Origin of the sequence: Bradyrhizobium sp. USDA 327 (assembly GCF_041262065.1) — a bacterium.
GTDB lineage: Bacteria > Pseudomonadota > Alphaproteobacteria > Rhizobiales > Xanthobacteraceae > Bradyrhizobium > Bradyrhizobium liaoningense.
Map to the genome: position 1 here is coordinate 7,074,784 of NZ_JBGCCW010000001.1, position 12,391 is coordinate 7,087,174.

At 64.5% G+C, this 12,391-nt stretch carries 10 protein-coding genes; 5 read left to right on the plus strand and 5 right to left on the minus strand.

Translation table 11 applies throughout. The features are described from left to right. Window positions 1-94: 94 nt before the first annotated feature. From ABIA42_RS33435 to ABIA42_RS33455, 5 genes are all read right to left on the minus strand, one after another. Window positions 95-1,339, minus strand: coding sequence for an ATP-binding protein (locus ABIA42_RS33435; RefSeq protein WP_370117146.1), 1,245 nt, complete (start codon window positions 1,337-1,339; stop codon window positions 95-97). An 88-nt stretch (window positions 1,340-1,427) separates the two neighbouring features. Continuing rightward, the gene (locus ABIA42_RS33440; protein ID WP_370143820.1) at window positions 1,428-3,971 is read right to left on the minus strand and encodes an Hsp70 family protein; all 2,544 of its coding nucleotides are present in this window, start codon (window positions 3,969-3,971) and stop codon (window positions 1,428-1,430) included. A 2-nt stretch (window positions 3,972-3,973) separates the two neighbouring features. Beyond that, a complete protein-coding gene (locus ABIA42_RS33445) occupies window positions 3,974-4,321 on the minus strand; it encodes a hypothetical protein (protein WP_370117143.1) in 348 nt (115 codons plus the stop codon). Between the two features lie 36 nt (window positions 4,322-4,357). Beyond that, the gene (locus ABIA42_RS33450) at window positions 4,358-6,724 is read right to left on the minus strand and encodes a tetratricopeptide repeat protein (RefSeq protein WP_370117140.1); all 2,367 of its coding nucleotides are present in this window, start codon (window positions 6,722-6,724) and stop codon (window positions 4,358-4,360) included. Window positions 6,725-6,974: 250 nt separating this feature from the next. Further along, window positions 6,975-7,166 carry a hypothetical protein gene (locus ABIA42_RS33455; RefSeq protein WP_370117137.1) on the minus strand — a complete coding sequence of 64 codons (192 nt, stop codon included), beginning with the start codon at window positions 7,164-7,166 and terminating at the stop codon, window positions 6,975-6,977. 294 nt (window positions 7,167-7,460) lie between these two features. Here ABIA42_RS33455 and ABIA42_RS33460 point away from each other — a divergent pair, with 294 nt between their 5' ends. From ABIA42_RS33460 to ABIA42_RS33480, 5 genes are all read left to right on the plus strand, one after another. Next, window positions 7,461-8,060 carry a hypothetical protein gene (locus ABIA42_RS33460; RefSeq protein ID WP_370117134.1) on the plus strand — a complete coding sequence of 200 codons (600 nt, stop codon included), beginning with the start codon at window positions 7,461-7,463 and terminating at the stop codon, window positions 8,058-8,060. Window positions 8,061-8,261: 201 nt separating this feature from the next. Next, entirely contained in the window at window positions 8,262-10,313 is a 2,052-nt protein-coding gene (locus tag ABIA42_RS33465; RefSeq protein ID WP_370117131.1) for an AAA family ATPase, read from the plus strand. After that, window positions 10,310-10,564, plus strand: a complete 255-nt coding sequence (locus ABIA42_RS33470) for a hypothetical protein (RefSeq protein ID WP_370117128.1) — start codon at window positions 10,310-10,312, stop codon at window positions 10,562-10,564. The genes ABIA42_RS33465 and ABIA42_RS33470 overlap by 4 nt, the downstream gene beginning before the upstream one ends. A 52-nt stretch (window positions 10,565-10,616) precedes the next feature. Further along, window positions 10,617-11,546, plus strand: coding sequence for a hypothetical protein (locus ABIA42_RS33475; protein WP_370117126.1), 930 nt, complete (start codon window positions 10,617-10,619; stop codon window positions 11,544-11,546). Between the two features lie 342 nt (window positions 11,547-11,888). Beyond that, on the plus strand, window positions 11,889-12,137 hold the full coding sequence (locus tag ABIA42_RS33480) for a helix-turn-helix domain-containing protein (protein WP_370117123.1): 249 nt from the start codon (window positions 11,889-11,891) through the stop codon (window positions 12,135-12,137). Window positions 12,138-12,391: the final 254 nt, after the last annotated feature.

Below are 12,391 nucleotides of genomic sequence, written 5' to 3' on the forward strand. Positions count from 1 at the left end.
CTGCCCGGCGGGACCAATACCCCAGCTTTCAGAAATTGGCGACACCAACTTCCGCGAGTTGGCCGGTCCGCGCCGCGGCGGCGACTGGCCCGGCTTATCCGGTCCCAAGTCGATCGCCCAACTGCAGGCGTCTCAAGGCTCCGTGGAGGGAGGCCTCGCTGATCCTGTCCTGCTTGGCGCGTGCCGTAAGCCGTGCGGCTTCGTTCACGACCCAGGCGGCGTCGCTCATCGGACGTCCGGCCAACGCGCGGCTCGTATCCGACAGATCCAGCGGATCGTGCGGCCGTTCCTTCAGCATGCCCTGCAGTGCGAGCTCGACTTCCTCGCTCGTGGGGTAGTCCACGAACACCGAGTGGTCGAAGCGGCCTGTTCGCAGTACGGCGGGGTCGAGAGCCTCCTTCCGGTTGGTCGTCGCCAAGACCAAGATGCGGTTCTTCGCAGCGGATTCGATCATCCTGAGGATCTCGGTCAGTTCCTCGACCTTGTGATCTTGCGACATTGGTCCTCGCGCCGACGCTACGGCATCGATCTCTTCCAAGACGAGCAGCGACGGGGCGCTGCGCTTGGCCTGGTCGAAGGCCTGCCGCATCGCAACAGTCGTCTGATGGATGAAGGGGCTTCCAATCTCTCCGAGATCCAGCCGAAACGTCGGCCGCCGCAGCGCGGCGACTAGTGTATCCACCGCGTGGGTCTTGCCCGATCCGGGCGGTCCGTAGAGCAGAATACCGTTCGGCAACTGCACCCTCAGCGCCTGGTATCTGTCGGGATCGGCGCTCGGCTCGATGACGTACTCGCGAAAGAAGGCTTCGAGAGCCGGGCGACCGGGCAAAGCGAAGGCTTCGGGCGCGACCGGGTCCGCGAACTCGGAGACGCCCAGAGCGGATAGGAAGAAGGCAATGTCGTCGGAGGAGACCCAAGGATTGGCGCCGCGCACCGAGCTAATATCCAGCGTGGCCGACTGGGACGCCGTCAGTATTTGCGCCGCGATCTGCCTCATGTCTTCCGCGGCGTCGGGGTCCTTCACGGCCAGGCACGCATCCAGTGCGGGCAGAAACAGCGCACTCGCCAATTCGGCCCGCGGAGCGCGCCGGCGCATGCCGGCGATCGCCTCACCTAGGGCTCTGACGTCGCTGGTCGTGGGCAGCCCGAAGCGCTTCGGCCAGTGCAGCAACGGAACGGGCTCGGAGGACTTCGCCACCGGCATGGTCAGAAAGCGGCGGCCGCCGAACTCGAACTCGGCGAACCGGGAAGCACCGTCGATCCGCGCAGCGTCATCCGCGGCCGGCTCTCCGCCGGCGAGAACGAGGATGAGCGCGTCGCCCGCCTGCTCCTGCAGCACCTGATAGCCCGGCCCTTCCGCACGCAGCCTGCCGACCGTGCCGGATACGATCTTGTGACCGATCGGAAACCAAGGAAAGCCGGACATGCTACTTCATGAGGCCGGCCAGAGCTGCGCTGGCCGCGTTTTTGGCGGTGGTCGGTATCTGGTTCTCAAGGATTCGTCCGATGGTTCGCCGCAGTCCGTCCAGATCGTTTCGGTCGATGCAGGCCTGTCCGTCGGCGACCAGCCTGTCGTGCAGCGCCTTGTCGATGGCCAGGTGGCGTTCGCGGGAGAAGGCGAGGAACAAGTCGACCTGAAAGCCAGGATGCTCCTTGGCGCCATTGATGAAGATCGCGAACATCTCGGAGTGTGACTTTCGCGCGTCGTCGGGCCGACCATGGCGGAGCGCTTCCCGAAGCTGCGCGAGCAGCGAGTCGAACCGATCGTTCGTAGATTTGGGCGCGTGGGGCCGGACGATGGAATCGTAGTCTTGGACCAATCGATCCGTCTCTTCCGTCAGAACGGCTCCCACGTTTTCAGGACGGTTCTTGATGCGGGAGATGTCCTGTCTGATGGCGCGTCCCTCCTCGGCTATCGATCGGCGCGTATCCGCTTCGAATGACGTCCTCAGGTTCTCGCGTTGTTCATCCAGCCGCCGGTTCAATTCCTCCGTCTCGGCGCTGCGCTTCGCACCGAGGGCGCGCTCGAGTTCTTCGAGCTCGGTCGCGGTCGTGTCGAGGACGGAGTTGGCGAGTTCCTCGCCTTCCTGCCCTTCGAAGCTCCTTCTGGCCCCGTGGTCGGTGAACATCTTGCCGGTGTCGAAGCGGCGACCGATGGAGGGCACTTCGAGCGCGCAGTTCAGGAGGCCGTTCTCGTCGAGATTCCAGTGTACGTGGACGACGTCGCCGCGCCGGATGATATCGCCGATCTCCAGTTGGGATCCCTCGACGCGGAAGCTTCCGACGTGAAGATTGAGGGCAGGATCCGTCACGCCAGCCTCCATTTGGTAGACCTCGAAATCGAGCCCTCCTTTTTCTCCGCCCTTGAGATCGTTCGCGGCCCGGTACGTTTCCGTGCCGCTCGCCGGAATCGATTGTCCCTTGGCCACAAGTTCGTGGAGCGTATTCTTGGGGAGACCGCCTTCGTCGACTACCACCTTGACGGCGATGGTATGCGTGATCGGCGTGCCCGAAGACGACGCGTCCGTCCGCTTCACCACGAGCCTGGTTTCGGCCTCCTGAACGGGATTTCCGGATCGGTCGAACACCATCACCCGGAACTGGTTGTCGCCCCGGCGCGAAACGGGCACGTCGTTGACGGAGGTTGTGCCGTCGAGAGACAGCTGCCCGCTCGTCCAGCCCATGTCGCTGTCGATCTGGAGACGATAGCCTTGGCCTTGCACTTCCGCCTGCGCCCTGACCCGTATCCGTATCCGCGCATCCGAGGTGCGCTCCGGATAGCCGTATTCGATCTTGACCGACCCGCCCGCCTTGGCCGTCGCCCGGGTCGGTTTGGCGGTCACCGCTTCGCCGGACCAATCGCGGCTCTCGGCGAAGATCGCCGCCCCGAACGCGACGGCGGTCATGGGATCGGAATCGAGGTCTCCGGCGATGCCTAGCTGTTCCGGCACGCGCGAACGTACGATCGGCATGCGGGTCGGACCGCCGATGAACACGACCCGATCGATGTCGCCGCTCTGGTAGCCGTTCTCCTTGAGCAGCTTCCGGCACGCGTCGATCGATCGGTCGACCTGATCGGAGACCAGATCCTCCAGTTGCCGTCGGTCGAACGGAATGTCGAGATAGATTTCCTTGCCGGACAGGTCGCGGGACGCGAGTTGGCTCTCGTCGGCAGAAATGCGCGTTGAGAGCTGCGCGGACAATTCGATCTTGGCCCTCTCCGCATAGAATGCCGCGATCCTCAGTACGCGCTGATAGGTCGGATCCCTCTGCAGGTCGTCGGGAAGATCGAACTGGTCCATGAGCCAGGACCGGACGATTTCGTTCACGACGCAGCGGTCGAAATCGGTGCCGCCCAGCATGTTGATGCCGCCGTGGCCCACGACGTTGATCGTACCGCCGACGCTCTGCACGATGGCGACGTCGAACGTGCCGCCTCCCAGATCGTAGACGAGGAATTGACCGTCCTTCAGCGCCGAGTTGCGCCTTTGACGATCGGCGATCGACGCCATCGCGGCTGCGATCGGTTCCTGGACCAGGCCGACGCGGCGGATGCCGGCGGCCTGCGCCGCACGCATGGTGGCTTCGCACTGCATCTGATTGAAGGCCGCAGGGATCGTGATGACCGTGCCCTCCAGATCGAACTGACCTGCCGCGAGCTTGGCCTGCGCCAGAAGCGTCTTGAGCACTTCGGCGCTCGCCTCCTCGGCGCTCATCGTCCGGTCGGCGCTCCTGAATTCGATCGGGCTCGAGGTGCCCATGAGGCGTTTGAACTTCTTGCCGACGTTCTCGGGCGAGAAGGCGTCCTGCTCGTAGGCTCGTTTTCCGACGAACATGCCGCCGCGGCGGTCGATCATGATCGCGCTCGGCAGCACGTCCGATCCGTCCACCGTCTTGTAGAGGCGCAATTCCCGACCGTCGTTGCCGACGATGGCCGAATTGGACGTTCCCAAATCGATGCCGAGGTACATGCTCACTCCTTGCTCGTCAGATAGACCTTGCCCATCAGAACGGGACGCATGTCCGCGATGACGGCGGGCTCGATGGTACGGGCAACCACGACGTCGGCGCGTCCCTGAAATTCGTCCCCGTTGACGGCAGATACCGGCAGGTTGACCTCGAAGTCCATCCCGTCGAATGACTGAACCGACATCTTGCGATCTCGGAGAAGTTCGTCGAGCCGGTCGGCGGCGTAGCGCCCCTGCGAGGCGTATCTCTCACGCCGGTCCTCGGGAACGCTGTCCAGAGCCCGTTCCAGCACGCGCAGCAGCTTCCAATACTCGACCGCGAGCCGAGCCATCGTATCTTCGCCGTCCGTCATGATCGTCCCTCGTTCGCGCGCATTGTTCCCGCTCGCTCATCGCCGCGTCGTCGGCGAACCGGATGGTCGCCACGACGCCGCGAGAGCGCGCCCCTCGGACTCCAGCGAGTACCGCTTGCCGATCAGCTCGGCATCGACGGCATCCTTGTCGCTCTGCCGATAGCGATAGTCGCTGCAGCGCGAATTGTAGTCGTCCACGGCCGCGCTGAAGCGCTGGCCCTGCACGCCGGCTTGAATCAGAGGGCGGGCGGCCTCGATCCGAACTCGCTGGAATGCGCAGTAGCGGATGTTCGCCCGGGTCAGCGCCAGACCGGTGCCGACCGCCGGCATCGTCTCGCCGGTGTCGAATGTCTCGGTCCTTTGCGCGGGCGGCGCTGTCGTCTGAGATGGAGCCGGCGTTTGCGGCCATGTTTGAGTGTTGGAATAGGATGGCGGCGGTCGGTACTGCGTCGTCTGCGGTCCCGAACTGCTTCCTCCATTGGCCAGAATGGCCCAGAGCCCGCCGCCCACGATTACGACGCCCCAAAACCACATCACTCGGGTGTTCGCCTTGCGCTTGGCGGCCGCCGCGTCCCGAATGGTCCGCACGGCGCTCAAGTTCTCTTCGTCGGTCTCCAGCGTCAGGAGTCTCTCCGCGAGTTGCTCGGTCTCCTTCCACTTTTGGGCCTGAAGATTCTTCGTCAGGTCGTTCTCGACGAGGATCTTGCGGGCCGCGCGCTGGTCCTCGCGGAGCATCGCGAGCATATCCGGCGACGGTGGCTTGTGAGCCGCATGGTCGAGAAGTCCCTGGATGATCCTGTCCGCGGCTTGCGGCGAGGACGAATCGTTGTTCAGGGAAATGGCGACCGAGCGGACCAGGCGCCAAGGTGCATCCGAGAAGGGAAATTTGGCGGTCGCATCGACTGCCGCTGCGAACTTGTCGAAGATGGACCTCACGCTTCCGACGGACCCGGGCCCGAATCCGGCCTTGAGCAACTCGCCTTCGATCGTGCGGTGCGAGTTGTTGGCCTGCTCGCAGGCCTGCAGCAGCGGCGTGAGCAACTCGTCGGCCAGCTTGTCGTTGCGAAGCTCGGCCAGCTGCTTCGTGTCTTCGGCCATCTGGTCGGCGGCGCGCGGCAGGTGGCCGAAGACATCGGACGCGATGGAAACGACCTTCTCCGCGCCTTCGAATTCGCGTTGATCGTTGGACAGATCGAGAGCGAGTTGCCGAACGGTCCCATACATCTCTCGCGCGCCGGGATCCTCGCGCTGGCGGTGAGTTTCGTAGGTCTGGACTGGCCGAACCAGCGCCATCCAGAAGCGCAGCGCCTTATCGAGTTTTCGATACGCTGCGTCCGGCTTCGGATTCTTGCGGATCTCGTCGCAGGCGCTAACCACGGCTTCCCGGCGCTTGGAGAGTTCGGAAGCCACGGTTTGACGGAACATCGACACGTACACGTCGAGCCTGAAGACCGCGGCGCCGTCCCCGCCAGCGACGATCCTCGAGACGAACAGATCGAATAGTGCCAGCGCCTGATCGCCGAAGCCGAGGGCCTCGATGACCGCCTTGGTCTGTCGGTCCAGCAGCTTGGAAAGGGCCTCGCTGACCGCCTCGCGGTCTACGCGACCCAAGGCGATCTCCTGCCGCACGTCGTTGATGGCGTCGCAAACGGCGCCCGGCGCGACGGCGGCCTGCGCCTCGATCAGGTCGCAGAGGTGATCGAGCCCGAGCGGCCCCGCCGAGCCGTAATGGGCGAGGACGTTCGATCTCGGAAGGGAGTGAAGGCGCGTCAGACGCTCCTCGATCTCGCCGATCGGCCTTCCCATACGGATGTCGGATACGATCTGGGTCGCCAAGCTCGGATCGACGTCGAGGAAGCCGCCGACTTCGGCTTCGATCCGGAGTCTCGGGGTCAGGAGCGTCTGCTGCGCGCGCAGCAGGACATCCGGCTCGTCCGCCCCGTCCTCGACCGCGTCTTCGTACGCTTCCTTGACCGCGGCGGGCTTGGCGTCGGGCGAGAGTCCGAGGAGGACGAAGGGATTCTTGAGGAGATTGAAGTCGCCGCCCGCGATCGGCCCGGCGCGCCCTTCCGACAGCACGCGGTCGCGATGGGATCGGAATAGGATCGCATCGCGCGGAGCGAGTCGGATCGCCTCGTCGAAGTCGCGAAGCGCGCGATCACGGTCGCCTTTCTTTTCCCAGACCAGCGCTCTGAGGCCATAAGCATGAGCATCGTTCGGAGCCAGCCGCAGAGTCCGCTCAAAATCCTGCAGCGCCTCGTCATATTGGCGCAGACGAGCTTTCATAAGGCCTCGCTGCCGATAAGCCTTTGCATCGTTTGGATTTCGAGAAATGGCCTCGTCGTACTCGAAAACCTTGGCTTCGAGATCCTCGAACTCTTTACTGCTGCCGTGCGGAGGCATGGGGTCCGTGATGAAAAGGGCTTGAAGGGCAATGTAGTACTTTGGCTGCGATCAAATCGCGATTGAACCTTTTATGTAGCGCAACCGGTGATGTGAGTCCTCTGCTATATTCCAGACCGTATACGCGTCCATCCGGCTGGCTAGGGAAAGCGGAGCTTCCTAGAGGAACCGCGGAGTGACGAGGTCCGCGGGATTCAGGCGTCTTGACGACGGTGGCGTCAACCCAATCTGCTGCCGTTACGGGGTCCGCTCACGGGCCTTTCCATTTCAAGGCCTTTTTCACCGCGCGCTCCACAAACTGCCAAGCCTTCTCGTCGCCAGCTTGGGCCGCTTCTTTCACGGCGTCAATAATCGCGGGCTTCATATAAATTAGCATCGCCTTCCGCTCGTCGGCCCTCGTCGAGGGCGTCGGGGGCTTCCCGCTCTTCTTGGCCTTCGCCATTTCAGTCGCATCCTTCTTGGACCCGACCTCGATTCTAACAGGATGGTCGCGCAGTGCTAAGGGGCGGTAACCATAAAGTTGTTGACTTCATGCAATGCGGATATCGAATTAGATATCTGATAGGTATCTAATAGATATCTGTTGTTGACTTTCTAATGAAGGTGTGATTTAAGCCAAGACACTAAAACGTTCATCAAGACATGGGAGAATTTGCTGCCCCCCGGTCGGCTCCGCGCGATTCCGCGCGTGGCGACCGCTGTTCGCCGTTTCATTCGACGATATCAGCGAGGATAGATGCAGAAGAACCTGTTCATCGGTTTCAAGGCCAGCCGTGCGATCCCGATTCACAACAATCTCACCCGCGATTTTCTGATCCAGGCGACGCTGGACGGCGACGTCCGTCGCATCGAGTACCAGAACAGCGTGATTATCGACGAGCGCATCGTGTCCGCCGATGGCATCGTGGTGGAGCGCTTCGACGGTCGCTACGCCGTCGACCTCGTCGAGGCCCGACCGGCAAACGACCCGTCGGCCGAAGCCTTGATGCAGCTCGCCTTCGCCCGCAAGTGTCACGGGATCATCGAACTCCGCGCCGCCGACGTGCGCGCGGAGCCGCGCTGCTCGGCGGCGCGCGAAGTCTGGAGCCATCGCACCGTCCGCATGCACCCGGATGATCGCGCGGAAATCCTCGAAACCTTGGAAAGCGGCGGGCCGGTCGGGCTGACGCAGCTCGTCGGATCGGTCGGCACGCGCGGCGAAGCGCGGGCGCTGGTCTACGCGCTCGCCTGCGAAGGTGCGATCGAGCTCGATCTCCGCTTCGGGCTCGCCGGCGACATGATCGTGCGTTCGGGCTACTCCGGCTCCGCCCACAGCCTGCGCGCGTACAGCGCCTAGCTACTCCCATTGTCGGCAACTCGGCTTCACCGCGCGACTCCGCGTCGCGCGGTGAAGCATTTTTGCGCGCGTCACTGTCGTGTGCATGGGCCATGGCGGTTTGGTCGGGCAACGCGCACCAGCGCCGTGACCAGGCGGCCTGTTATCGAATCCTTGAATGCACCTCTGGCGGCATCGCCGCACCGCGCCGGGAGCTAACACATGTCGGACTACGAAAACGGCGGCGTGGGCGATCCCGCATCCGAAGGGCGCGGCTTCACGGCGCTCGCGAAGGCCTATGCGACGCAGGACCTGGAGAGCCTGGACGACCAGATGGATGTCGCGGAAGAAACGACATCGTTGCCCGCTCGTTCGATCGGCCACAACAGGATCACCGCGTTGATCGTCGCCGCCTCGCTGCGCCGCGCGACGACGGCGGCGGATCGCCGTCGCGTCCTACGCGACGAGCCTCCGGCTGCCGTCGTCATAACGGTGCCCAAGTCTACCTGGGTCGAGCCCGTCGAGCGTTATCTCCACGGTCTGAAACGTGGCTGGCTGGTGATGGCGCGCTCCGGCTCGGACCGCGGGCATACCGCAAGCGTGGGCAACGACCAGGTTGCCAGGGCGCTCTCGCGTGGACGCTCGGTGGTCGGGGTCGCGACCGACCCGGGACGGCAGCTCCCCCGCACGCTGACGGCTGCGGCGGATATCGAGATCGAGCTGGGCGACCTAGACACGGGCAGCGTCGGGACAGCGATGCGCTCGCGCTTCCCGGGCGCTGCCGTCGCGGTACCGGCGGATGCCTTGACCGCGCTTCAGCTCGACGATGTGGTCGCGGCAATGCGCCCTGGCGTGTCCCCTGAGGAGGCCGTCGAACTAATGCGCCGCGCGTCGCGGCGGCGGTCCGCGGGCAACGACATCTCGACCGCGCCGGATCTCGCGACCGCCGTCGAGTTCGGCGCCGCGCGCGAGTTCGGGCTCGCTCTGGCGCAGGATATCCGGGATTTCAAGGATGGCCGCCAGTCTTGGGCCGACTCTATGAAAGGAGGACTATTTTTCGGGAAACCAGGAACTGGGAAATCCGTACTGTGCGCCAGCATCGCCGCAGCAGCCGGCGTGCCGTTGCTGCGGTTTTCGGTCGCCTCGATGTTCGACAAGAATTCGCATCTTGGGACGGTCATTGAAGCATTCAAAAACATGATGTCTCAGGCCGCCGCCATCGGCAGCTGCTGCATCGTCGTACTCGAAGAGATTGAGTTTATTCCGCGCCGCGATCGCCTCGATGACCGCGGCGGCGGGAAATCCTTTTGGTTGCCTATTATCGACCTGGTCATGTTGCTGACGGACGCCGGGATCGCCGCCAACGAGCCGAACGGCGGAGCCGGCCGCCCCGTCGGAATCTTTATCCTGGGTTGCACAAATCATCTCGATATGGTCGAGCCTGCCCTGCTGCGGCCGAACCGGCTCGAGCGTGCCGTCGAGGTGTTGCCGCCCGACATCGCCGGCATCGCGAACGTCCTGCGCTTCCACCTGGGCTGCGCGCTCGCCGGTGAGGACATTTCGGCGGTTGCGAGGTCGCTCGAAGGGGCGACGGCCGCGGAATGCATGGCCGTCGTGCGCGCGGCAAAGCGTACTGCCCGCCACGCAGGTCGACCGATGGCGTTGGCGGATTTTGCCGCAGCGGCACACGGCGACGACGATCGCTCGCCGCAGGTCGTATGGCGCACCGCCGTTCACGAGGCGGCGCATGCCGTCGCCACCATCGCGACCGGTGAGGGCGGCTTGGTCTACGTGTCCATTGAGCGCCACGGCGGTCACACCGCGGTCGAGGGCGATCGGGACGACCTGCCGACCCTGGCGGCCATCGAACGCACCGCGGTCTGCCTTCTTGCGGCAGGTGCCGCCGAGTCCTCGATCGTCGGATCGCTGTCCACCGGGTGGTCGGGGACGGACCGATCGGATCTCGGCAGGGTCGCGCTCCTGCTCTCTCACGTCCACGCTTGCAGCGGCTTGGCGGGCAAACTGTTCGTGCGTGCGAATATGGATGCGGCGCTCGAGGCCGTGCGCGCCGACCCTGAGCTCGGCCGCGCCGTCGAGGATCACGTGCGCCAACTCTACGCGCGCGCCGTCGCCCTCGTCGGCAGGCATCGCGACCGCATCGTCGCCGTCGCCGAGGCCCTCGTCGATAAGCGGCATCTCGACGCCGCCGAGGTGGTGACGATCTTGTCGGACATCCCCGAGAATTCGAGCGAGTTGTCGGAGGATCGCCGATGATCCTGACGGTCAAGGTGCATGGAGATGGAGAGGACCGGCACGCCGTTGTCGCGGTCGTGCGGATCATCGGTCCGGACAAGACGACCGGCCGGGCAGATTATGCCGTCGGTGCGGTCGAGGGCGCCGGTGTTCGCGGAGGGTCGGCGCGGAGCGCCGGATGTGTCGTCGGACACGACCGCCGGCTCGGCATTTGGGCGCTACTCGAACAGGCCTGCGCCGCGCTCAAGAAAGCCAACTTTTCCGAGCCCTGAGCGCGATGCTGGGCCCGTCGCACCACCCGCAACCAAGACAGATCGGAGCCAGATGACGAATCCTTCGACCGCCACCACCACGATCATCCATCGCCCCTTCGGTGAACTGACGGGTTACCGCCGCGTCACGGACAGGGCCAGCCGTGTCGCCGTGCATGCCTTTCCGATGTCGCGGCTCGCCGCGGTCTCGGCCGCCGGCCTGCTGGCGACGCCGGGCTGCTACGTCATGACGGACGGCAAAGTGGTCTATATCGGCGAGAGCCGGAGGCCGGGGCGCCGCCTGTCGGAGCACGCGGGCGACCCCGACAAGGCCTTCGCGCAGAACGTCTACGTGATCGCTGGCCATGGCGACCCTTTCGACAAGATCTTGGGCTTGGACCTTCAGTACAAGTTGACTTCTCTCGCGGTGAAGACCCGAGAGGTCGCCGTGATGAAAGGACTCAATCCCAGCGAGCCCGACATGTCGGACGACGACCGCGCGACGCACAACCGGATCGCGACCGACGCGCTGCGTCTCCTCTTCGACGCCGGCTGCACCATCTTCCGGCCGACGACGGGTGCTTCCGACGACCAGGCCGAGACGCCGCCGGCGTCTCAGGAGCGCGTCGCGGCCGAGGACGGCGGTGATTCTGCGGACAGCGGCCCGATGGCCATCGGCGTGACCACCGGCGAGGAGTACGAATTGCGGTATTGCGGGCTCTGGTCGCGCGGATACCCGTCCGGTGGCCGCTTCGTCGTCGCGGCGGGGTCGGAAGTGCGCGCGCAAACCAACGGCAGCGTCGACGACCTCACGCGTAAGCGCCGCAAGGAGCTCTTCCGCGCGGATGTCCTCGAGGAGATCCCCGGCGCCGCCGACCGTCGCCGCCTGACGGTCGCGGTCGCCTTCGCGACCCAGTCCATCGCTGCGAAGGTCGTCTGCGGCGCCCACAGCGCCCCCCGCTGGACGCCGCTCGCGGCGCGGGCCGTGGTGTTGGCGACCTGAGGCCTTTCGGCGCCGCCCGCCGCCGGCAGCAGGCCGGACCCGCAGGCGCCAGCGCGAAAGCCCCACTGCCCGGCCGTTCGCTAAAAAACGAAAAAGGCTGGGGATTGTTTTCAAGGATTCGAATCTTGAAGGAAATCGAATCCTTGGGCCCGTTTTCAAGGATTCGATTTTCAAAGACTCGATTTCAAGGATTCGAATTTTTGAAATCGATTCCTTGCAGTTTGAATCCTTGAGTTGCCAATTTTCCGAAGTTTTAACGATCGAAGCGTGCCGGCGCGGTCCGGCGGCCGGCTGCGCTGGCACCCGACGCGGCCCGCCGGCGAAGAGGAGGAGAACAGCGGAATGGCACCGATACCTAAGCGCGTGGTCCAGCGCCCCTCGGTCGACATGTGGTCCCCGACAGAGGTTATGACGCTCCAGGAAGCTGCCGCGCTCATGTGGCCCGAGGGATCGCCGATCACTGCCTCAACTTTGAGGACGGCGTACCGTTCTGGTCGCCTTGAAGTTGTGAAGGTGACCCGCAAGATTCTGGTGACCCGAGAGGCGCTGGAGGCGATGATGGAGGCCTCGCGCCACAAGGCCGGGACCTGAGCGCCGGCACCGCGACCGACGAAGTATTTCCGACGCGCGCGCAAGTATTGGAAGCGCCCGCGCGTCGGAGCGGACCCATGTTCTAGCCCCGTCGCCGGAGCCCCGGGTGCGCTCGACTCCCCGAAAAAAATATTGAATCGATGAGATCGCGCTTCCGCCCGACACGGACCGCAGGCGCTAAAGATCCGGACGACCCCGGCGGATTCGCCGTCGGGGACGACGTTCGGAAAAGACGACGGCCCCGTCGATTTCTC